This is a genomic window from Plantactinospora sp. CNZ321 (assembly GCF_004217235.1).
The window spans coordinates 7,177,914-7,200,703 of record NZ_SHKQ01000001.1; the positions used below are offsets into that span (position 1 = coordinate 7,177,914).

The following is a 22,790-nucleotide window of genomic DNA, read 5'->3' on the forward strand; positions in this document are numbered from 1 at the left end:
GGCGGCGGGTCAGTGTCCGGGGGCGAGCCGGTAGCCGACGCCGCGTACGGTCTGCACCTGCGGCCCGCCCTCGACGGCGCGCAGCTTGCGCCGCAGTCGCTTCACGGCGGAGTGCAGGATGGCCGTGTCGCCGAGGTAGGCGCCGCCCCAGACCGAGGCGAACAGCCGCTCGTACGTCCACACGCCGAGCGGCGGGCTGGCCAACCGGGCCAGGAGTTCCCGCTCCAGCCTGGTCAACGGGAGTGGCTCGCCTCGCCAGGTGACCAGGTGGCCGCCCGGGTCGACGGAGAGGTCGCCGAGGCTCACCGGCCCCGGATCGGATTCCGGCGCGTTGCCGACCATCGGAAACAGCATCGCCCGCAACTCGGAGAGGTCTGAGCAGATCACGACCGTGCCGAAGTCATCCAGTCGTCGAACCACCCGTTCCCGTACCGCGACATCCGTGGACACACACACAACGAGCGGGACCTCTCCGCTTCCCACCTGGCTCCACTCCTCCCCCGGTCGGTTGCGGGCCCTAGCCAAACGGGTTTGACCGGGCGAGTCAACAGCGACGCTAACCGATATAAGTCATTCGACCCAGTCCTGACCGAGATACGCCTCGTTACTGCCTAGATACTGGCCGACATCGGGCATTGATCACTACCCCTCGGAGCAAGAGCATTACCCCTAGCCAAAGTGGGGGGCGCTGTCTGTAAGCGAACGTCCGACCCACGCGCGCGGCAGCACCGGGCAACCCGGAGCTGGGGAACTGGCTCCCGAGGACGGCTCGGGACGCCGAACAGTGGGGAGGAACCATGCCGGACCGTTCCGGACGGAGTTGGGTCGAACGACCAAGACGCTGGCGGTGGGTGGCTGTCGCGGCCGCCGTACTGCTCGGGATCACCGCACAACCCGCGGTCGCCACGGCGGCCGGCCCCGAGGCGGAGGTGAGCCACGAACTGCTCTCCGAGCTCGCCGCCGAGGGCAGCACCACGTTCACTGTCTACCTGCGAGAGCGCGCCGAGTTGAGCGCGGCGGCGAAGCTGGCTGACGTCGACGACCGGGCAACCGCGGTCTACCGCACGCTCACCGCCACCGCCGAGCGCAGCCAGCGCGACCTCCGCGCCGACCTGGACAAGCGCGGCGCGACGTACCGGTCGTACTGGATCGCCAACGTGTTGCGGGTGGAGGGTGACCGCGCCCTGCTCGACGCGATCGCGGCCCGGGACGACGTGCGGAGCATCGAACCGAGCCGTACCTACGAGCTGGTCAAACCCAAGCCGTTCCGCGCCACCACCGACGCCGGTACCAATGCGGTCGAGTGGAACATCAGCAACATCGAGGCGCCCCGGGTCTGGTCCGAGTTCGACAACCGCGGCGAGGACATCGTCGTCGCCAACATCGACAGCGGCGTCCAGTTCGACCACCCGGCGCTGCGCAACGCCTACCGGGGCAACACCGGCAGCGGCGTCGACCACAACTACAACTGGTTCGACCCGGCCGAGGTCTGCGCCAACCCGGCGCCCTGCGACAACAACGGCCACGGTACGCACACCATGGGCACGATGGTCGGCGACGACGGTGCCGGCAACCAGATCGGCGTGGCGCCCGGCGCCCGGTGGATCGCCGCCAAGGGCTGCGAGACCAACACTTGCTCCGACGGCTCCCTGCTCGCCGCCGGCCAGTGGGTACTCGCCCCGACCGACCTGAACGGACAGAACCCCCGGCCCGACCTGCGCCCGGACATCGTCAACAACTCCTGGGGCGGCGGCCGCAACGACGAGTGGTACAAGCAGACCGTGGTCGCCTGGCGGGCAGCCGGCATCTTCCCCAGCTTCTCCGCCGGCAACGACGGGCCGGGCTGTAACACCACCGAGAACCCCGGCGACTACCCGCTGACCTACGCCGCCGGGTCCTACGACATCAACAACAACATCTCCTCCTTCTCCGGCCGGGGCGTGTCCAGCATCGACGGCTCGGTGAAGCCGAACATCGCCGCGCCGGGTCACGACGTCCGGTCCAGCGTGCCCGGCAACGGCTACGGGATCGGCCAGGGCACCTCGATGGCGGCGCCGCACGTCTCCGCCACCGTCGCGCTGATCTGGTCTGCCGCGCCCGAGCTGAAGGGCAACATCCCGGCGACCGAACGGCTGCTCGACGACACCGCCACCGACGTCGAGGCGCTCACCTGCGGCGGCACCGTCGACGACAACAACACCTTCGGCGAGGGCCGGCTCAACGCGTACCAGGCGGTAGCCGCGGCACCGCGCGGCGACACCGGCCGGGTCACCGGCACCGTCACCGACGCCGCCACCGGCGACCCGGTCGCGGGCGCCCAGGTGCGCACCGGCACCGTCGGCACGGTCACCGACCCGGACGGCCGGTACGCCCTGGTCCTGCCGGTCGGCACCCACGAGCTGACCGCCAGCGGCTACGGCTTCAACCCCGCCACCGCCACTCTGACCGTGGCCCAGGGCGACGTACTCACCCAGGACTTCGCCCTCGACAAGGCCCGGATGGTCACCGTCGCCGGCAAGGTCACCGACGGCTCCGGACACGGCTGGCCGCTGTACGCGAAGATCGAGGTCTCCGGCCGACCCGGCGGTCCGATCTTCACCAACCCGGTGACCGGCGCCTACTCGTTCACCGTTCCGGCCAGCGCCACCTACCAGCTCGACACCACGGTGGTCTACCCCGGCTACCGTGCGGTCAGCACCGAGGTGGCGGTCGGTACCGGCTCGAAGACGGTCAACATCAGCGCCGCCGTGCTGCCGGCCTGCACCGCCGCCGGCTACACGGCCGGGATCAGCGACCCGCTGCTGACGGAGAGCTTCGACGGCACGTCGGCCCCGGACGGCTGGTCGGTGGTGAACCGGACCGACAAGGGCGGCTGGGCCTTCGACGACCCGGGCGGCCGGACCAACCTGACCGGCGGCACCGGCAACTTCGCGATCATCGACAGTGACAAGCTGGGCAGCGGCAACACCCAGGACACCGATCTGATCACCCCGCCGCTGGACTTCTCGGCGACGGGTGCCCCGCTGCTGAGGTTCAACAGCGACTGGCGGGCGGTCGGGATCAGCGACACCGCCGACGTCGACGTCTCCACCGACGGCGGTACGACCTGGACCAACGTCTGGCACCAGACGTCCAGCCGGCGCGGCCCCCGGGTCGAGGAGGTACCGCTGGACGCGGCGGCCGGCGCGGAGGACGCCCGGGTACGGTTCCGGTTCAACGGCACCTTCGCCTGGTGGTGGGAGGTGGACAACGTCCAGCTCGTCAACCGGACCTGCACCCCGAACCCGGGCGGACTGGTCGCCGGCTTCACCAAGGACTCCAACACCGGCGACCCGCTGAACGGCGTCACGGTGGCCAGCGCCAACCAACCGGCCGACAAGGGCGTGTCGGTGGCGACGCCGGACGACCCGAACATCCCGGACGGCTTCTACTGGCTCTACTCCAGCCTGACCGGGGCGCAGCCGTTCACCGCCAGCCTGTCGCCGTACCGGGCGATCACCAAGCAGGTGACGGTGCCGGCGGACGCCACCCGGCGGGCCGACTTCGCGCTCAAGGCGGCCCGGCTGACGGTCACCCCGACGAACCTGGAACTGCACCAGCCGTACGGCAGCACCCGCAACGTCAACGTGACGGTGACGAACACCGGCAACGCGCCGACCACCGTGCGGTTGATGGAGCGGAGCGACCGGTTCAGCCTGCTCTCGGCGAAGGGCGCCGAGCTGGTCGAGTACAAGATGAAGGGGCTGAGCCAGAGCCGCACCGGGACCGCGTACGGGCCCGGCACCGGGACCGCCGCCGCGACGCCACTTGTCGACGACGCGTGGACCCGGGTGGCCAACCTCCCGGCGTCGATCTTCGACAACTCGGCGGCGACCCTGGACGGCAAGGTCTACTCGATCGGTGGCGGTTCCGGCACCGGTAACGAGCGCAAGTCCTGGGTGTACGACCCGGCCAGCGACGTCTGGACGGCCCTGCCGAACATGCCGACCGCGCGGTCGAAGCCGGCGGTCGCCGCGCTGAACGGCCGGATCTACGTGGTCGGCGGCTGGGGTGCCGGTTCGGCCCCGGTGGCGACGATCGACGTGTTCGACCCGGCGAGCCGGACCTGGAGCACCCTGCCCGAGGTGACCAACCCGGCGCCCCGGGCGGCGGCGGCGTTCGCGACCAGCGGCGGCAAGCTGTACGTCATCGGCGGCTGCGGCGACAACGAGTGTTCCGCCGACACCGCGGACGTGACGGTCTTCGACCCGCTCACCAACACGTTCGACACCGCCGCCGACTATCCGCAGGGTTCGTCCTGGATGTCCTGCGGCGGCATCGGTGGCAAGGTCTACTGTGCCGGTGGCGTCGGCGTGACGGAGTTCAAGAACGGCTTCGTCTACGACCCGGCCACCGACGCCTGGAACCCGCTGCCGGACATGCCGCTCGACCTCTGGGGCTCGCAGTACGCGGCGGCCGGCGGGATGCTGGTGCTGGCAGGTGGCGCCACCGCCGCCTCGACCACGCTGACCAACCGGACGGTGGCGTACGACCCGGCGGCCGGTGCCTGGGTGAACCTGCCGAACGCGCAGTTCGCCCGCTACCGGGGCGCCGGGGTCTGCGGCGCGTACAAGGTGGGTGGTTCGCCGAGTTCGTTCGTCGGGTCGGCCGAGACCGAGCGGCTGGGTGGGCTGGAAGCCTGCCTGGAGGCGGGCGACTCGTCCTGGCTGAGCACCACGCCGGACAGCTTCACCCTGGCCGCCGGGGCGTCCCGGACCGTCAAGGTGACTCTGACGGCGACCGCGGCGGCCGGGGTCGCCCAGCCCGGCACCTACGGCGCCGAACTCGGCCTGGTGGCCGAGAGCCCCTACCCGGTCCCGGTGGTCGGGGTGGAGATGAACGTCTCCCCACCCGGCACCTGGGGCAAGGTCCAGGGCACGGTGATCGGCCGGACCTGCGGCGGCGCCGAGGTGCCGCTGGGTGCGACGGTCCGGATCAACCGGGTCGGCGATCCGTCGACCGGCTACACCCTCTCCACCACGGACAAGGGGGCGTACGCATGGTGGCTGCCGAGGGGCAGGTACGACGTCATCGTCGCCAAGGACGGCTGGGTGCCACAGGTGAAGCGGCAGCAGGTCCAGGCCAGCCTGGTCAGCACGCTCGACTTCACCCTGGAACCGGTGATTCCGTGTCCCGCCCGGCTGGGCGGGATCTGACCGGCGGCCGGGCCGGGTGCTGACCCGGCGGTGACTGCCGAGCGGCGGTGCCCGCCGTCCCCGTCCGGGGGCGGCGGGCACCGCCCTTGTCGTCAGGTGCCCACTCGGCGCCGGGTCCGGCCGGCCCGCTGCGTCGGGCGCGTTGACAGCGACGCGCTATGCATTGACAGCGACGCGGTACCCGTTGGTAGCGTGCCGGTCATGATCGACGAGGCCGGATCCGTGCCGCCGCAGCACGTGCTCTGTGTGCTCGGCGCAGGGCTCGACCTCGACGTCGTGGCCAGGCTCGCGGCCGAAATCGGCGGCCCGGACTGCATCCTCGACACCGAGTACTCCCGTCCGGAGCCCGACTCACGGATGGTCGCCTCGTTCCGGTCCTCGCTGGGCAGTCCGAGTTTCACCGACGCCGACCGGCGGGCGGTCAGGGAACACGACACGGTGGCGTACCTGCTGTCGCCGCCAGCGACCCGGCAGACCGCGATCGAGGTGTCGCGGCGGATGCTGGCGTTGACCGCCGCGCTGCTCCGGGCCGGCGCCACCGCGGTACGCAACGAGAGCAGCGGCCTGGCACACGGCCGGGACCGCTGGCTCGACCTCGCCGACCGGGCCGCCGCCACGACCGACGACCCGACCCTGGCCGTGGTGCTGCACCGGGCGTGGGTCAAGCGACCGATCACCGACGGCGTCGCGGTGTACAGCTGCGGGATGCACCTGCTCGGCGCCCCGGACGTCGAGCTGCGCGCCGGGCCGCCGACCGGGCCGGCCGAGGTCGACGCGCAGGTACGCGTCCTCGACGCCCTGGCCCGCTACCTGCTCACCGAGCCGCGGGCCGGGCAGATCCGCGACGGTGAGACGTTCGCGCTCGCCGCCGACGCCCCGCACTGGGTGCTCGGCAGCCGCGGCTGCGCCCGCTACGACCCGGACGACCTCTACCGCAACCCGTACGGCTACTGGTGCCTGACCCCCGGATAGCCGGAGGAACGCGGCCGGGTGACGCCCCGGCCGAGGATGGGACGATGGGCGACCCGTCCGCCACCGCCGCTGGGCGCCCCGGGCCCGGCTAGCGGGCCGGGGATGCCGGCTTGGGCTTGGTCTCGAATCCGGGGCAGGCGAGGAAGAGTGCGAAGATCCCGGCGAAGACCGCCAGCCCGGCACCCCCGGGGTGTACGTCTTCGATGTCGGCGTGCGGCGTGCCGAAGTGCACGGCGATCAACGACGCGAAGAGCAGCACCTGGAGGAGGCCGGCCCAGGGTGCGTGCCTGCCGGGCCGGCTCACCGCGATCGTCGTGGCGGTGGCGACGAACGCGACGAACGCGTGCAGCAGCCCCACTCCCTGTGCGTACGCGCGCTGCCATCCGCTCGCCTGCACGTTGGTCGCGTCGACCCAGTCCACGAAGTCGACGTAGTGGACGGTTATCGGCGGCATACCGAGGCGGAGGATGTGCCCCCAGGGCAACACGACGAAGCCGATGAACAGCAGGCCGAGAGCGACGACGAGCAGCAGCATGCGCCAGGTCAGCCAGAACAGCCACCGCCCCTGGTCGACCGGGGGCACCGTCCCGGGCGGCGTACCCGTCGCAGGCGGTCCGCTGTTACCGGCTCCCGCCGGCACAGCCACGACGGGCAGCACCGGCGGCGCCGCATCGACCGATGCGGGCCCAGCGTCCGGCGATGCCGGCGCCGCACTGGACGCGGGCGACGATGCCGGCGTGCTGGACGCGCCAAGCGGTGTCGGCGTGCTGGACGCGCCCGGCGGTGTCGGCGTCGAGCCTGGCGGGAGAGTGGCCGCCTCGCCCACGGCGGGCAGCGGGTCGACGACCGGACGCTGCCACCCGTCGAGAGCCTGCGGCGTCCACAGTGTCCCGTCGAACCAGCGCAACGGGTAACGGCCGGAGGGATCGGGATACCACCCCGGTCGCATGCCGTCCTCCCCGAGCCGCCGAACAATTAAGTGCCGCCGAACAACCAAGACTAGTACCGGCGACGTGCACCAAGGGACGGGCCGGCCGGGTCGGGTTCTGCCGACGCGCCGGCCGGCCGGCGGCGCCCTGCTCGAAGAAGAGTGGCATGTCCTCGAACCGTGAGCCGAGCGCGGTCACCGCCGCTGGGCGGTGACCGCGCCGCGGCATGCCGGTTACGCCCGGAGCTGGCTCAGCGCCGCCTCGGCCACCGAGGCCGCCGACAGCCGCTTCGACCCGTCGATGACGGCCTGCCAGTTGGGGTAGTTCACCGGGGAACCCCAGTGCCAGAGCCCCACCTCGTAGACGCTGTAGTCGCCCACGTTCTCCCACCAGTGCGGCGGCTCGGGAGCGGGCTTGCAGGAGTACCAGGCGTAGACCCAGGACGGGTCGGGGTTCATCTGCCAGTACTCCTCCGACACGTTCGGCGTCGCCTGACAGTACGGGGTGAACCGCTGCTGGACCCGCTCGAAGGCGCCGATCAGCAGGGTCTTCAGCTCGGTGGTGCTGAACCGGGCCTGCGCCCGGGCCACCAGTGCGATCGGGCCGACGGTGCCGAGCGCGATGCCGAGCTGGTTCTTGGCGCTGAGGGTGGCCACCGAGCTCCAGAGGCTGTTGATCAGCGTGACGCAGGAGGTGACGTCCTGCGCCCAGCGCTGCTTGAGGCTGAGCGAGAACTCCTCGATGTCGGCGAACTCCAGCAGGTGGTGCTCGGCGCAGGCCCGCGCCTCGGCGGTCGCCAGTCCGTCCAGGTGGGCGATGATGGTGTTCCGGGTGCTGTTGATCTGGACGATGATCCGGCTCGTCGCCTCCTCGATCGTCATCCCGCCCTTCTCCGAGCTGCTGAAATAGCCGTACGCCTGTAGGGCGAACTGGGCCACCGCGACGATCGTGCCCGGATCCACCGCCTGGGCCGGTCTGGCCGCGCCCGGCACCACCACGGCGGTCGCCACCACCGCCGCCGTGGTCATTTTCAGCAGTCTCCGCTTGATACCGCCTCGCTTCATACCGCCTCGCTCCACTCCGCCACGCTCCATTCCGCCTTCGAGGGCCCGGCCGACGCACGCCCGCCCGGTCCTCACCGGACGCGGTGCGCTCCGGCACGAGGGCGGGAAGGCGGACATCGACATCGATGCTGATCGACGCCAGGACGGCGTCACGCGCACGCTAGTGACGGCCGCTGGACGGGGACTGGACCCGGACTGGACCGCACGCCACCTCGGCACGTCCCGGCCGGCACCGCCCCCGAGGGGTGTCGCGACCAGGTCCGCCGCCCGCCGCCGCCCGCCCCGGCCGGGCCGGTCCAGTGAGTCTCCAGTACGGGTCCAGTCGGGTCCGAGACTCTCACCGCACCAGAGGAGAGAGGAGACTATCGATGAAAGGCAAACTACTGCGGGGGTTCGCCGCGACAGCGCTCGCGCTCGCCGTCATGCTGCCCGGGGCGACCCAGCCGGCACACGCCGACCCCGACGACACCAACAACTCGCTGGTCGACATGCTCGACCTCGCCCTCAACCTGCTCGGCCGGGTCGGGGACGGAAACGTGTCGCCTGCGGACCTGGCGGCGATGACCCAGGACGTCATCAACGCGCTCAACGAGGCCGAGTCGGCGGTTATCGCCCACATCGATGCGATCGCGGTGGCCGACATCCGCGACGACGCCACCGCCGCCATCATCGAGTTCGAGGACATCAACAACTTCGCCGAGGAGACGTTGGAGGACTGGGCCCAGGACGTCACCCACGACGCGGTACGGGCCAGCAGCTATCTGGACGCGGTCTCCGGCAAGGCGGCGATCGACGACGTCGGGTACGCGGTCGTCACGCTCTTCCCGATCGCGATGGTGGCCCGGGCCCGGGCCGGCTTCGGCACGACGAACCTGCGTAACCAGTACCGGGCCGCGCTGCAGAAAATCGTGGACAAGCTCGCCCCGACCTGCGAGTACTACAACCCGGAACCGAACGCCATTCCGGTCATCCGGGCCTACACCTGCGAGGTCTACGGCATCCACACCGCGACCCAGTTGGAGCAGTACTGGCTCGGTGACTGGCAGTTGGGTCCGATCGTCCCGGCGGCCGTCGAGGCGGCGTCGTACGCGAACACCAGCCGCGCGGTGGCGATCGAGTCCCTAAGCCAGTTGCCGTAGCGGGTGCGCCCGGGGGCGGGCGGGGCGGAGCTCGCCCCCGGGTCCGGGAACGTGGGACGTGGGACGTGGGACGTCGACGAGGCTTTCAAGGCCTCGGTGTCGTCCAGGATCATCGAGCCGACCAGCACGGGACTTCCGTCGTAGGCTGCATCCCGGACACGCTGGACAGGCAGGAGGCTGGGATGGCCGGGACGACGCTGACCGAGACGGTGCTGGCCGAGCTGGCCGAGCTGGAGGACCCGAAGATCCGCGAGGTGAACGAGAAGCACGGCGATGATCACGGCGTGAACCTCGGCAAGCTACGCGCGATCGCGAAGCGGCTGAAGACGCAGCAGGAACTGGCCGGCCAGCTCTGGGAGACGGGTGATTCCGCGGCGAGACTGCTGGCAACCCTGATCTGCCGCCCGAAGGCGTTCACGCGGGACGAGTTGGACGCGATGTTGCGCGACGCCCGCACGCCCAAGGTGCACGACTGGCTCGTGAACTACGTGGTGAAGAAGAATCAGCACGCCGAGGAGCTACGCCGGGCCTGGTTCGCCGACCCGGATCCGGTGGTCGCGAGCGCCGGCTGGGCGCTGACCATCGAACGGGTGGCCAAGAAGCCCGAGGGCCTGGACCTCGCCGGACTGCTCGACACCGTCGAGGCGGAGATGAAGGACGCCCCGCCCCGGTTGCAGTGGGCGATGAACCACTGCCTGGCGCAGATCGGCATCGACCACGCCGAGCACCGCGCCCGCGCGATCGACATCGGCGAGCGCCTGGGCGTACTCAAGGACTATCCGACTCCCCCGGGCTGCACGTCTCCGTTCGCGCCCGTCTGGATCAGCGAGATGGTGCGCCGACAGCACGCCGGGTAGCAGTATGGCGCCGGAGCCCGGCGAGTTGGACGTACACCTCGCGCTTGCCGACCGCCTCGCCGCGCCCGTCGAGCACATAGCCGGAGAGCCAGACCCAGCCGTGGTACGTCGGTTTCGGGTCCACCGACACCACCCGGAACACCAGCGCCCGGTCCCCGGAGAACTGCACCGACGCCCGACCGTCGATCCGCAACAGGTCCCCCGGCCGGGGCTCATCGGGCATACCTGGCCAGGACATCCACCCGGGCCATCAACTCCATGCACGGCACGTGCGGCGCGACACTCTCCCAATGACAGGACAGCGGATCATGACCGCGTACCCACACCCAGAGGTGACCGCCGTCGGAGCGGGTGATGCCCCTGTCGACCCGGACGATCCGGATGTCGACGTACCCGTCGACGTCGGCGCCCCGGTGGTAGTGCGACCACTCACCGGGCTCGAACCGTATTCGGGTGTCGACCGGCACCTCCGGGATCGCCGGCGGCGGGATATGCGGCGGCCGGGTCACCGGTTCGGCCCCGCTACCCGCAGCCAGCGTCGGCCGTCCCAGCGGTAGTCCCGGACCCGGCGGCGCCGGATCCAGCGTCGTACGGTCAGCAGCACGTCATCACCTCCAGGTGCGCCACGACGCCCCGAAACACAGGTCACGGAACGCCGCTCGGCGGGCGGATCAACGGGGCCGGCCCGGTGCGTCCAGGGGGACGGCGCCCCGGACCGGCCAGGACACCGGCCGGGCCTCGGAGCCACATGACCCGGACGGCGTTCCTCAGATCAGAGTGGGACGCCTGCCTGGCGAGATCCAGCGTGTCCGCGTCCGCGCGTCAGCCTGCGGACAGGCTGCGGACAGCGTCAGCAACCTGCGCCGCCAGCGGACGCGACCCCGTCGAGAGGGCAATCGCCCGAGCGCGATCCAGCGCATCCCCGGCAGCCGGCCCGTCACCGGCCAGCGCCAACGCCCGAGCCAGCTGCACGACCTGGCGACCGTGCCAGTCGGACCCTCGCGACTCGACCGGAGTGGCGGCGACCCCGGCGGTCAGCAGTTCGGCAGCCCGGTCTGCGTGTCGACGGTCAGTCTCGGCGAGGTGCCGCAGAGTGATCCCCTCCTGGATCCGGAAGAAGCTCTCGGTATACCAGTAGCCCGATGGCGGCAGATCTTCCGACGACTGCTCGGCCGCCAGGTCCCGCAGTCGGGCCAGCAGCGGGAGCACCTCGGCCGCGTCGACACCGGCCATCGCCAGGCCGCGCGCGGTCTGGCCAGCACAGTACGCCCGCAGTCCCGGATAGACGGTCGGGTTGCGGCCGGCAGTCCGTGACAGGCCGATCATCTCGCCGATCTGGCCCTGCCCCTCGGCGAGGTGGGCACGGAAGGACAGCACGGTCGCGACCATCGCAGGGTTATCGGCCTCGGTCGCCAGCTCCAGGCCCCGAGCAAGCCACCGGGCCGCCGGCTGGCCAGCACCATCGGCGATGAACAGCCACCCGGCGAACTGCGCCCACTGGCTCGCCAGGTCGACCAGCCGGGGGCGTAGGGCGCACCGGGCCTCGCCGACCAGCGCGGTCACCAGGTCGAGCTGGGCCCGGACCGGCCCAAGTACCGCAACGGCGCCGACGGCGTCCTCCAGTCGGCGCTGGGCGGCGAGTAGGTCAGTGAGCGCGTCTATGGCGGCCGCGTCGACGCGGCGGGGGGCGGCGGCCACGTAATCCAACCGATCCGCATCCCCTGGGGGTGGGCCGGCGGGCCGGACCATCCCGGCTAGTCGACCGCGCGCGTCGAGCGCCTGGTCGAGCGCGGCAGCGGTTTCGACGGTGGGCCGGCGGCGCCCGGTCTCCAGGTCGTGAATCTGGCTGCGGGAGGTGAGTGCCGGGCCGGCCAGCTCGCGAATGCTCAGGCCAGCTTCCTGGCGGAGGCGGCGCAGTTCGACGCCGAATCGCGGGTCCACGGCAACGGGGCGCGGCATCGGGCCTCCCAGATGGGGCTGGGGTGGCGGCGATCCAGGCCCTACCCTGGCCGCCACTTCGGACGGTACACCGGCCAGTTGCTGGGTGCGAACCATCTCGTCCGCCGACGTGCGATTATCGCACTATGGCTGGCGAGCAGCAGGACTGGCGTCGTGTCGGCGAGCACCTGCGGCAGGCACGACTGTCGGCAGGCATGTCGCAGCAGGATCTTGCGGACGGTGTCGGGCTCGACCGAACTATGTTGGCAAAGGTCGAGGCCGGTAGTAGGCGCCTTGACGGGGTCGAACTATCGCGATTGTCCCGCGCGCTCGGCGTCTCGATGGAGTACCTGATCGAGCCACGGCCAGCGGTGTTGTCTCGACGGACAGCGATGCTGAGCAAAGAGACGGACACCGAGGCAGCGCGCTCGGCCGAACGTCTGGAGATCGCTTTGGTGGAGTGGCTGCGCAACGTGCAGCAGCTCATAACGATCGGCGTTCTGCAGGCCCCTCCGCTGATCCGATACCCCGGCAGAGTCTCATCCGAAGCTGATGCCAGGCGGGCGGCTCAGTGGTTGCGGGAGCAGACCGGCTTCGGTGATGAGCCAATTGACAGCATTATGGATCTCTGCGAGCGTGCAGGTCAGTGGGTGCTTGTTACTGACTTGCCTGGCGACGGCGCGTCCCTCGTCGAGGGAGAGTTGGCCGTTGCCGTGGTAAGCACACAGGGCGATCCCGGCCGCCGACGAGCGACTGCAGCGCACGAACTTGGGCACCTGATAGTTGGAGACGAGTACTCCAGCGATCTGGGAGTCAGCACGTCCCGCGCGGATCGAGAAGCGGTGATCGACGCATTTGCTGCGGAACTGCTGCTGCCGGCCAGTGTGATGGCCAGAGAGCAAGGCGCTGGGAACGCAATCCGGGCTCGGGTTATCAAGAACGCTGCCCTGTACCGCACGTCCTGGGTGCTGGCTCTGCGGCAGGCTGAGCAGGCCGGGGTTATCGATGCCGCGACGCGTCGCGCTTTGAGCGCCCCTCGGCCTACCCGGGCGGAGTTCATGGAGGCTTTAGGCTGGGCGCCGCAGCCCGATCTTGCCGCAGTGCGTGTACCGCCGAGCTACGCACAAGCGGTTATCGAGGCGTGGCGGGCCAGTCGAATCAGCCGCACAAGGGCGGTCGAGTTGATGTATGGCCAGATCACTGATGCCGACCTTCCGGAGGAGTACGATCCGGAGCCTGCACCGTGAGCCTGGCATGTCGCCGAGGTCGATTCTTGTACTCGATACCATGCTTCTGGCGCACTTCACCCTCGCTGATCGGCTGGACGTCCTCCAAGACCTGCTCTTGAAGGCGGACTGCTGGACGACGCAGGTGGTCATAGAGGAACTACGATCCGGAGCGCGGACTCGTCCAGAACTGGTCGCCGCCTGCGAGGTGGACTGGCTGGCCGCGACGTTGGTCATCCTCCACATCGATCACACCCGCACCACATGACAGCGCTCAGCAATCAGCCGCCTGCCGAGAGTGGCTCACTCAGCCAAGGCATTCGAGAGGCGGTCGACGCGGTGCTGATGCCCCGGCGTGCTCGCCATCTGGGACTACAGGCTGGGGCAGCCTTGGAGACCTACGTACCGCAATCCGCGTAGGGGCAAAGCCGCTCCGCGACGTATGAGCCTGCCCCGGATTTCTGCGAGGCTGCCAACAGTGCAGGTGGCGTCCGCGCCCCTGACAACCCGGCGGAATCAACGGGAGGATCACGATGCACAAACGAAGAATTACCCTGCTGCGTGCGATCTGCGTAGTCGCCACGGTCTGCCTCGGCGCCCTGGCCCCCGGTGCGGCTTCGGCATCCAAGCCCGCCGAAACGCTCGATGCCCCTAACTGGGTCTTCAACGCCACGACTATCGGCATCGGAGTGATGCGTTACTGGGACGGCGACTACGACCGGGGAAAGTACGACGCCGTCCTGCCGAGGGTGATGTTCTCCGACTATGCGTTCGGGTGGAACGAGACCAGGGGCGTATACATCGGTCCCGGGTATCGGGGTCAGATATGGAATGTCGGGACGGGGGCCGTGTCGTACTACGGCTGCTCCACGACAGGACATCAAATCCATCTCCGTGAAGGCTACAACTACCACGTTCAGAACGTGTCCCGCTGCTAGCCATTCCGCGTAACGATGGGTTGCGCTGTATGGTCGACCGTCGGTGGGTGCGGCGACACGCCGGATCCGTTGTGATGCAACGAGAAGACGCAGAACCCCAGTATGAGGGTGTCCCTCATACTGGGGTTCTGCGTCAACCCCGGCCGCGAGCACGACACCACCGCGCTGCGTGCCACGCCGAGATCCTGCCCAGCCTCGTCCAGGCCGGCGATGACCTGCGCGCGCTGGGAGATCTGGGCCACGAAAGGCGGTCCAATACGATCACCGTAGGTTCAGAAAACCTAAGACCGTTGACACTTCACCAAGCTGTATCAGCAGCTCAACAAGGCCCGCAACAGCATCCGGGCGATCGGCGAGTGCGGCAACTCGCTACATGCCGCCGATCGTGCGTGTGGGCCCAGTACGGTCGGCGCCGCGTGTAGGCGGCTGCCGCCGGACCGGGCGTCTCGTCCACCCGGTGAATGCGAATCGCCGGATGCCTCAGCTCAGGGATGGGGGCCTGAGCGGCGCCCGGTGCCGCCGTAGAGGTGTACGCGGTGGTCGGCATCGCGGTTCGGCTGGCCGCGCACGAAGCGGTCGTGGGTCACCTGGCCGTGGCTGACGTGCACCAGCCAATCCTCGTAGTACCAGCTCGGGTCGCAGGCGCAGCCGGTGAACCGGAAGTTGGCCCGGTAGCGGCCAACCTGCCCTGGAGTCAGCGCGAACAGGCGAGTTGACGCAAACGGGCGCGGATAGGCCGCCGAACCGGGTAGCCGATCGACGGTCACCGACGCCTCGTCACGGCCCAGCCAAAGACCGACATTGCGAGCCTGCTCAACACCTCCGGCCAGTACCAGGTCATAGCGTTCGTAGTTGACCGCCTCGTCAGCCAGGACCTCGTGGATGACCACGTCGGTCTCCGGCATTGGCCGGGGCAGGGCCATCGCCTGGTCGAGGCCGCGACGGGCATTCGCGGCCGGCGCACCGCGTGCCGCAGCCGTCCACCGCACACGAACCCGCTGGATGACGATCACACCCCAGCTTCGCCGAGCCCGCGTTCCACACGCTAGCCAGTTTCCGCACATACCACCGATGTACGCTGCCTCGCTGCCGGAGCGCTTGATCAGGTCCACGCCACATGCCGCCGTCCGTGCGCGCCGCCGGAGCTAGAGCCGTTACCGGACGACTTCCAGGATCGCGGATCTGAAGCGTTAGCTGCGCTGTTCGACAACCTAGCGGCAGTCGGGTCGAGCTGCCTACTTCACCATCCGCACCGGCTGACCGGCTAGGATGCCATAACCGACACCAACAAGGGTCACGACGCCGACCGCAGCGAGGACCCCGCCAATCAGCCGTTCCAGCAGGATGAAACGCGCTAGACGCTTCTCGTACGGGACACCTAATGACCAGCGCCACGGTGGCACCCGACGCAACACGCTCGCGGTCGCCATCGACTGCCGCACGTGCCACTCTGTCACGCCACGGAAGTTGGTAGCCAAGGCGACGCCGACGAGACCCACGGCCACGCTCATCGCGGCACCTGCCAGGAGACGCCACATCTGCATCTGACTCCTCTCCGGCGCGGTCACCGGGTCATAGACAGCGATTCCTACCTCGCAGCTGTGCCGCCGCATCCCCCGTTCATCGAACCCGTACTCTCGACAAGCTCGTTCGGCGAAAACTTCAGCCGGAAACTCTGCGTGGCGGGCGGCGCCGAGCACGGCGGACCGCTCTGCCGCCGGATCTTCCGCGACCCGGGCGGTTGCGCAGTATAACCAGCTTCGGGCTGCACCTCCCGTAAGAGCCGTACGGCTCGCCGTAGCGTCGGGAAGTCTCGGGCCTTGACGCATATTCGCATCGGGTGTCCTGCCGCCCGGCGTCCTCCGGCACCCGCGCCTATGCCGAGCCCTCCTGCGCAGGCTCGTCGACTGTGGTCGTCGTCGTACGCGACGACAACGCCTCGGCGATGGCAGTGAACTCGCGCAGAGCCGCCTCCAGGTCCTCCACGATCTCCTGGGCGATCACCTCGGGCGGCAGCAGTGCGTCGGCGTCCTCCAGCGAGGCGTCCTTGAGCCAGGTGATGTCGAGGTTGACCTTGTCCCGGGCGAGCAGTTCGTCGTAGTCGAAGGCCCGGAACCGCTCGTTCGCGACCCGCTCGGCGCGGTCCTTGCCGGGTAGGTAGCAGTCGACGAAGTCCTGGAGGTGTTCCCGGCGCAGCGGGTTCTGCTTCAGCGTGAAGTGCTGGTTGGTCCGGAAGTCGTACACCCAGAGCTTGGTCGTCCACGGCTCCTCGCGGGCGCGCTTGCGCTCGAAGAAGAGCACATTGGCCTTGACCCCGCCGGCATAGAAGATCCCGGTGGGGAGCCGGAGCAGGGTGTGCAGGTCGTACTGCTTGAGCAGCCGGCGGCGGATCACCTCGCCCGCGCCACCCTCGAAGAGCACGTTGTCCGGCAGCACGACGGCGGCCCGGCCGTCGATCTCCAGCAGCGAGGCGATGTGTTGGACGAAGTTGAGTTGCTTGTTGGCGGTGGTCGCCCAGAAGTCGTCGCGTTCGATCTCCCGTTCCTCGCGGGTCGCCCGGCCGTCCTCGCCGACCATCCGGATCGAGGAGCTGCGCCCGAACGGCGGGTTGGCCAGCACCAGGCTGGCCCGCCGCTCCGGCTTCTTGCCGAGGGCGTCCCGCACCTCGATCAGCGACGGCCCGTTGGGGGTGCCGATGCCGTGCAGCAGCATGTTCATCGCGGCCAGCCGAGCGGTGCCGTCGACCAGCTCGGTGCCGTGGATCGCGCCGTGGGCGAGCCGGCGCCGCTGGTCGGGCGTGAGCGCGGCGCCGTGGTGGCGCTGGATGTGCTCGTACGCGGCGAGCAGGAAGCCGCCGGTGCCGCAGGCCGGGTCGGTGATCGTGTCGTCCGGGGTCGGCAACATGCAGTCGACCATCGCAGCGGTCAGGGCGCGCGGCGTGAAGTACTGCCCGGCACCGGACTTGGTGTCCTCGGCACCCTTGGCCAGCAGTTCCTCGTAGGCGTCGCCCTTGACGTCGACGCCCGCCTGCGACCACTTCTCCTTGTCGATCAGGTCCACGATCAGCCGCTTCAGCTTCGCCGGATCCTGGATCTTGTTCTGCGCCTTGCGGAAGATGGTGCCGAGGGTGCCGGGCTCGTGCGCCAGCCCGGTCAGGATCTTCCGGTACTGCACCTCCAGGTCGTCGCCGTCGGTGTCCAGCAGGGTCTGCCAGCTCAGCTCGTCCGGGACGATCTGCTCCGGCTTGATCTCCCGCTTGGCCCGCTCGTCGGCCATCTTCAGGAACAGCAGGAACGTCAACTGCTCGACGTAGTCGATTGTAGACACCCCGTCGTCGCGCAGCACGTCGCAGTAGTTCCAGAGCTTCTGCACCAGCCGGCGCGGATCCACATTGCTCACAGCGGCAGCTCTCCCTGCTGGTAGTCGCGGCCGATCACCCTGGTCGGCGGCGCCGGCTTGTCTTTCTGCGTACGGCGCCCGCGCGCCGCCCGCTGCTTAGGTGGTACGGCCGCCCGCTCGGCCCTGATCCGCGCCAACAACTCCGACGCAGGCTCGTCGTTCGGGTCCTGCGGCACGAGGCGCCCGGCGAATGCTGTCGCCAGTAGAGCAGTGCGTAGCCCGTCAGCCTTGAGACGGGCGGACTCGATAGCCTTTTCCATCCCGTCCAACAACGACAGGTATTTTTCTGCCAACTCGACCAGGTAGGACTGCTCGACCAACGGCGGGACAGGGACAGGGAACTCTTTCATTTTGCGCAAGCTAATCGAGGCTAGGTTAACGCTCTGGAGCCCGTTAACCTCGAACCATCGTCGCCCGAAGCCGTTCGCGTGCCACGCTAGCAGTTTGGGATGAAGGACACCCCCGGAGATCCGGGCGCGGAATACATGGTTCTGGTGGATGCAGCCGGGCACCTGATTCTCCCAGATCCACCCTCGCCCAAGCTTGTCCCGATCGCCGCCCTCATTGAGGAGCACGTCCCCTTGCCGAAGCCGCAACTGCTCAGCCTTCTGCGGCGAGACCCGAATATGCGCTACTTCGGTAAGGTCCAGATAGGCCCGTTGTACGTTCGCAACCCGGAGATACGGGACCTCGACGAAACTCGGATCAGATTGCCGTTTGTTGTCCTTCGTAACTCCGCCCACAACGTCAGCGATCTCCCGCAGGCGCATCCATTTCCATGCTTCGGGAATAGGCGGCAGCTCACCGTCATCAACGCCGGCTGGGGCGGGACGGGACGCTGTTACGCGATCGGGCCCCAGGCTGAGCTGACCGGTACTTGCAGCGAGCATAACCTGATCACGAAAGCGGTTTATGCGTCCGGTAAGCGCAGATAGCTGCGCAATCCCCGAATCAACAACCGAGAGGTGATCTTCGAGAGTGGCTACGATGCGGCGCTGCTCGGCGAGTGGCGGAACCGGGATGGGAACCTTACGGATTTCGCCCAACCCAAGGCGGGGCCTGCCGACGCCGCGAATGCGGCTGGCAGCATATCGCCGAGTCGTCGGCGCCATCATGGCGTAGACAACCCACTTCGCCACCACTCCTGAATGCAACCGGACCCGAATACAATCGGCTTTCACTATCGCTGGCCCGTCGAGCGTCGGCGCCAAACACACTCTCGGCAACTCTTGCCCTAAAGATGCGACAAGAAGATCACCCTGGCGCACGTTATGTACGCGCAGCTTCTCGTAGTGATCAAGGCTTATATACGCTCTCTCGTTAACAAACTGACCATCGCCGATATTCTGAAGCCTTATGACTCGTGCGCCTTCATCTGTATAGTGCGCCGAAGTTAGATTCGAACCGAACGGACCGTCTGTGATCGCGCGAGGCTCGGAGGCTTGCAGCTCGTCCAGAGTTGCCCAGACCCAGCCAGAAGGTAGATCGTTCACGCCGACAGCTCCTGGTTGAGTTCGGTGATCAGGGGGGCGGCGCGGGTGCCGAAGGCGTTGACGAAGCCGTCGACGCCGCCGCGTTCGGTGAAGGGGGCGCCGTCCAGGTCGTCGGGGGTGAGTTCCACGCTGACCGCTATCACGTCCTTGATCCTTTCCAGCCACCACACCTGGTCGGCTGTGAACGTAGCCCCGCCCTGCTTCTGCTGGTGCAGCCACCCTCGGAAGCGCTCCTCGACCAGCGACCGGTACGGCTTCAACTCCTGGTCGATCCCCAACTCATACCTGACCAACGAGATCAGGTCGGTGACACCCCGGTGCCCCGGCGCATCCGCCGTCCTCCCCAGCAGCACGTACGCCTGCCAGAGCGAGTCCGGCGTCCATGCCTGCGGGGGCCGGGCGATCCGGGCCGCCAACTCCTTGAGCTGGTCGAAGCCGACCCGCCCCTCCCCCTCGTAGAAAAGCTGCAACGCGGTGATCTCGTCCCGGTGCTGCTCGATGTAGTCGTGCCAGCTTCGCACGGTCACCTGGGCCCGCTCCTCCACCGGTACGCCGCGAGCCTCCAGCAGCGTGTCGACGTTGCCCTCGTCGATGACGATGTCGTGCGCCCGCCGGATCTCCATGATCCGCTCTCGCAGCTCCGGCTTGGCGGCCAGTGGGCGCAGCGCGGTCGCCATCAGTCCGCGTACCGCCTCCGGGCCGGCCTCGCGGGCCGAGTTCAACTGTTCCGGTGCCACGGCGTCGACCAGGCCGCGCACGATCTCGGTCATCGGCTGGCCGGCCAGCTCGTCCAGTTCGCGCTTCTCGTCCTCACTGAGCTGCTGGTTGAGCCGCGACAGCCGGGACGCGAGCGTAGCGACCTCGTTCGGGGTGGCGCTGAGCCGGCCGGCCTTGCCGAGCAGTTGGCTCAGCGAGACCTGCCGCTCGGTGTGCCGCTCCAGCGGTACGGCCTCGTCCAGGTCGGCATCCGTCACCCCGACCGCGTCGACGATGACGAACCGCTCCTTCACCTCGGCGTCTTCGGTGACCGCCTGGAACTCGGCGGGGTCGATGGTCCGGGCGCCCCGCCCCTTCATCTGCTCGAAGTACGTGGCGCTGCGCACCCGGCGGAGGAAGAAGACACACTCCAGCGGCCGTACGTCGGTGCCGGTGGCGATCATGTCGACGGTGACCGCGATCCTCAGCTCCGGGCTGTTCCGGAACGCCTGGATCAGGTCGTCGGGGTTGTTCCCCTCCCGCCGGGAGGCGTAGGTGATCTTCTGCGCGAAGTCGTTGCCCCTGGCGAAGACCTCCCGGACCATCTTCACCACCTCCTCGGCGTGGTTGTCGTCCCGCGCGAAGATCAGCGTCTTCGGCACCCTCGACCGCCCGGGGAAGATCTCGGTGAAGAGCCGCTCCCGGAAGGTTTCCAGCACCAGCCGGAGCTGTCCCCGGGAGATGACCGACCGCCCGACCTGGCCGCCCTCGTACGCGAAATCGTCCTCCAGTTCCTGGTAGCGCTCGGCCCGGGTCCGCCGGTCCCGCATCGGCACCACCGTGCCGGCGTCGATCCGCTCGCCGGCCTCGGTGATGTGCGTCTTGATCCGGTACACGTCGAAGTCGACGTTGACGCCGTCGGCGACCGCCTGCTCGTAGGTGTATTCCGAGACGAGGTTCTGCTGGAAGAAGCCCATGGTCTGCTTCACCGGGGTGGCGGTCAGCCCGACCATGAACGCGTCGAAGTATTCGAGCACCGCCCGCCACTTGCCGTAGATCGAGCGGTGGCATTCGTCCACCACGATCAGGTCGAACGTCTCCGGCGGGATCTCCGGGTTGTAGCCGACCTCGGCCGGCTCGTCCAGGTCGTAGTCGTCGTACGCCTGGTCGTCGGAGTCGACGTCGGGCAGCTCGCGCCCGCTCAGCGCCCCGTAGAGGCGTTGGATGGTGGAGATGACGACCTTGGACGAGCCGAGCATCCCCGCCCCGGAGAGCCGGTCGACGTTGTACAGCTCGGTGAACTTCCGCCCGTCCCCGGGCGTCTGGTAGGCCGCGTACTCCCGAAGGGTCTGCTTGCCGAGGTTGTTGCGATCGACCAGGAACAGTACCCGATGGGCCCGCGCGTGCTTGAACAGCCGGAAGCTGCTGGTCACGGCGGTGAAGGTCTTGCCCGCGCCGGTCGCCATCTGGATCAGCGACCGGGCGCGGTCCTCCGACAGCGACCGCTCCAAGGCCCGGATCGCGTCGAGCTGGGCGGGCCGCAGTCCGTCGCCGTCGAGCGCCGGCATCCGGCGCAGCCGGGCCCGCAGCGTCGGCGTCGCCGGGTCGTCCTCGGCCTCCCGCATCCACCGCGCCAACGTCTCGGGCCGGTGGAAGGCAAAAACCTCCCGGGTACGCGGAGACGGGTCCAACCCGTTCACGAAGGCCGTCTCGGTGCCGGTGGCCAGGTAGCCGAAGGGCAGCGGCTCGTCCCGCCGCCATGCCCGCATCCGCTGCTCGGCGGTCAACCCGCCCCGGTAGCGGTCGAGCTGTGCCTCCGCGCCCCGCGGTGCGGTGCCCTCCCGCTTCGCCTCGATGACGCCGACGAGCTTCTGGTCGACGTACAGCAGATAGTCGGCCCGACCGGTGGCGAGGGTGACCTCGCGGACGGCCACGCCCGGCCCGGCGAAGAGGTTGAGCTGGTTCTCGTGCTGGACGACCCAGCCGGCCGCCGACAGCTGGCGGTCGATCTCCGCCCGGGTCTGCAACTCGTTGAGCGGCTCCCGGGACGCCCGGCGGGCCCGGGAGATGAACTCCTCCCGCTTGGCCGCCGAGACCTTGACCGGCTTGCGGCTGTCGAACTCGCGCTGCGCGTACTCGGCCTGAGCTTCGAGGGTGGCCACCAGGTCGACCGTCGTCTCCCGGCGCGCGTCCGACTCCCGCACCGCCCGGTCCGCCGCCGCGACCGCGTCCGCCTTCGCGACCGCCAGGGACTTCTTGCCGGCGAGCAGCAGTTTCGTCTGCGCGAGTTCCTCCTGGTAGCGGCGCAGCTCGGCGTGCAGGCCATCCACCACGGACTGCGGCACCTGCTGCGGAGGCGGGCTCGGCGGCACGAAACCGATCGGGGTACGGTCTCCGGTCAGGGCGCGGTGGAACCACACGCCGAGGTCGAAGCTGGTACGCAGCAGTTCCAGGGCGCTGCGCAGCTCGTCCAGGTGATCGTGCACCGCCTTGTTGCCGACGTTCCGGAGGCGGTTGAAGGCGGCGAAGATGTGCGGCACCAGCGCCCCACTGGCGTTCAGCGCCTGCACCTGGTGATAGAAGCTCCCGCTCACCGGCTGCGCCCCGGTACGCCGCACCAGTTCCCGGGCCAGTACGTCGCCGAAGGTGCGGGTCTTGAACATCGCCGCCTGGGCGTCCACATAGATCAGTGATTCGGCACTGGCGCCGTACCAGAGCAGCAGTGGGTGCGCCTCCAGGAAGCCGAAGTTGGCGGACTGCTCCGCCAGTTTGCGTGTGTACCGAGGATCCATGAGTCCCACTCGCTCCGTAGCCGTCGGCGAACAGGCCAGGATAAGGGCCGTCGATCGGAGCCGAAGACCCACGAACGACCCACATCTAAGTCGTCTCGGGCCGCCCACTCCTTACCGAAGGAATGAAAAGCACCTGCTCAGACACTTGTTGA

General features: G+C 69.0%; 18 protein-coding genes and 1 pseudogene. 7 read left to right on the forward strand and 12 right to left on the reverse strand.

Translation table 11 applies throughout. The features are described 5' to 3' along the window. Positions 1-9: 9 nt before the first annotated feature. Positions 10-450 carry a winged helix-turn-helix domain-containing protein gene (locus tag EV371_RS31235; RefSeq protein WP_486484868.1) on the reverse strand — a complete coding sequence of 147 codons (441 nt, stop codon included), beginning with the start codon at positions 448-450 and terminating at the stop codon, positions 10-12. A gap of 347 nt (positions 451-797) precedes the next feature. Here EV371_RS31235 and EV371_RS31240 point away from each other — a divergent pair, with 347 nt between their 5' ends. Then, on the forward strand, positions 798-5,195 hold the full coding sequence (locus tag EV371_RS31240; protein ID WP_130465217.1) for a S8 family serine peptidase: 4,398 nt from the start codon (positions 798-800) through the stop codon (positions 5,193-5,195). Positions 5,196-5,396: 201 nt separating this feature from the next. Continuing rightward, positions 5,397-6,167, forward strand: coding sequence for a hypothetical protein (locus EV371_RS31245; RefSeq protein WP_130465218.1), 771 nt, complete (start codon positions 5,397-5,399; stop codon positions 6,165-6,167). A gap of 88 nt (positions 6,168-6,255) precedes the next feature. On the opposite strand, the gene EV371_RS34835 is transcribed toward EV371_RS31245, so the two are convergent. The 3 genes and pseudogenes from EV371_RS34835 to EV371_RS31255 all read right to left on the reverse strand — a co-directional run bounded on the left by EV371_RS34835 (position 6,256) and on the right by EV371_RS31255 (position 8,124). Next, entirely contained in the window at positions 6,256-6,750 is a 495-nt protein-coding gene (locus EV371_RS34835; RefSeq protein WP_486485007.1) for a hypothetical protein, read from the reverse strand. A gap of 294 nt (positions 6,751-7,044) precedes the next feature. Next, positions 7,045-7,116 (reverse strand): annotated as a pseudogene (locus EV371_RS34840) (DUF2510 domain-containing protein); the annotation flags it as partial. Positions 7,117-7,329: 213 nt separating this feature from the next. Further along, on the reverse strand, positions 7,330-8,124 hold the full coding sequence (locus tag EV371_RS31255; protein WP_130465220.1) for a hypothetical protein: 795 nt from the start codon (positions 8,122-8,124) through the stop codon (positions 7,330-7,332). A 404-nt stretch (positions 8,125-8,528) separates the two neighbouring features. Between EV371_RS31255 and EV371_RS31260 the strand changes: the two genes are divergently transcribed. Then, a complete protein-coding gene (locus EV371_RS31260; protein ID WP_130465221.1) occupies positions 8,529-9,299 on the forward strand; it encodes a hypothetical protein in 771 nt (256 codons plus the stop codon). Between the two features lie 182 nt (positions 9,300-9,481). Then, positions 9,482-10,156 carry a DNA alkylation repair protein gene (locus EV371_RS31265; protein WP_130465222.1) on the forward strand — a complete coding sequence of 225 codons (675 nt, stop codon included), beginning with the start codon at positions 9,482-9,484 and terminating at the stop codon, positions 10,154-10,156. Here the strand turns inward: EV371_RS31265 and EV371_RS31270 are convergent. The 3 genes from EV371_RS31270 to EV371_RS31280 all read right to left on the reverse strand — a co-directional run bounded on the left by EV371_RS31270 (position 10,122) and on the right by EV371_RS31280 (position 12,115). Beyond that, positions 10,122-10,379, reverse strand: coding sequence for a hypothetical protein (locus EV371_RS31270; protein ID WP_130465223.1), 258 nt, complete (start codon positions 10,377-10,379; stop codon positions 10,122-10,124). The two genes, EV371_RS31265 and EV371_RS31270, sit on opposite strands and share 35 nt — an antisense overlap. Continuing rightward, on the reverse strand, positions 10,369-10,665 hold the full coding sequence (locus tag EV371_RS31275) for a hypothetical protein (protein WP_130465224.1): 297 nt from the start codon (positions 10,663-10,665) through the stop codon (positions 10,369-10,371). The genes EV371_RS31270 and EV371_RS31275 overlap by 11 nt, the downstream gene beginning before the upstream one ends. A gap of 313 nt (positions 10,666-10,978) precedes the next feature. Further along, positions 10,979-12,115, reverse strand: a complete 1,137-nt coding sequence (locus EV371_RS31280; RefSeq protein ID WP_130465225.1) for an NsdA family TPR-like regulatory protein — start codon at positions 12,113-12,115, stop codon at positions 10,979-10,981. A gap of 125 nt (positions 12,116-12,240) precedes the next feature. On the opposite strand from EV371_RS31280, the gene EV371_RS31285 reads away from it, so the two are divergent. The 3 genes from EV371_RS31285 to EV371_RS31295 all read left to right on the forward strand — a co-directional run bounded on the left by EV371_RS31285 (position 12,241) and on the right by EV371_RS31295 (position 14,258). Beyond that, positions 12,241-13,341: a helix-turn-helix domain-containing protein gene (locus EV371_RS31285; protein ID WP_130465226.1), complete on the forward strand. Its 1,101-nt coding sequence runs from the start codon at positions 12,241-12,243 to the stop codon at positions 13,339-13,341. 40 nt (positions 13,342-13,381) lie between these two features. Next, positions 13,382-13,588, forward strand: coding sequence for a hypothetical protein (locus EV371_RS31290; RefSeq protein ID WP_130465227.1), 207 nt, complete (start codon positions 13,382-13,384; stop codon positions 13,586-13,588). Positions 13,589-13,853: 265 nt separating this feature from the next. Then, a complete protein-coding gene (locus EV371_RS31295) occupies positions 13,854-14,258 on the forward strand; it encodes a hypothetical protein (RefSeq protein ID WP_130465228.1) in 405 nt (134 codons plus the stop codon). A 485-nt stretch (positions 14,259-14,743) separates the two neighbouring features. Here EV371_RS31295 and EV371_RS31300 read toward each other — a convergent pair whose 3' ends face one another. The 5 genes from EV371_RS31300 to EV371_RS31320 form a co-directional block, all read right to left on the reverse strand. Then, positions 14,744-15,271 (reverse strand): hypothetical protein, encoded by a 528-nt coding sequence (locus EV371_RS31300; protein ID WP_349338812.1) that lies wholly within the window; start codon positions 15,269-15,271, stop codon positions 14,744-14,746. Between the two features lie 222 nt (positions 15,272-15,493). Further along, entirely contained in the window at positions 15,494-15,769 is a 276-nt protein-coding gene (locus tag EV371_RS31305) for a hypothetical protein (RefSeq protein WP_130465229.1), read from the reverse strand. Between the two features lie 364 nt (positions 15,770-16,133). Continuing rightward, entirely contained in the window at positions 16,134-17,657 is a 1,524-nt protein-coding gene (locus EV371_RS31310) for an HsdM family class I SAM-dependent methyltransferase (RefSeq protein ID WP_130465230.1), read from the reverse strand. After that, a complete protein-coding gene (locus tag EV371_RS31315; protein WP_130465231.1) occupies positions 17,654-19,150 on the reverse strand; it encodes a restriction endonuclease subunit S in 1,497 nt (498 codons plus the stop codon). The genes EV371_RS31310 and EV371_RS31315 overlap by 4 nt, the downstream gene beginning before the upstream one ends. Continuing rightward, on the reverse strand, positions 19,147-22,638 hold the full coding sequence (locus tag EV371_RS31320) for a DEAD/DEAH box helicase family protein (RefSeq protein WP_130465232.1): 3,492 nt from the start codon (positions 22,636-22,638) through the stop codon (positions 19,147-19,149). The genes EV371_RS31315 and EV371_RS31320 overlap by 4 nt, the downstream gene beginning before the upstream one ends. Positions 22,639-22,790 lie beyond the last annotated feature (152 nt).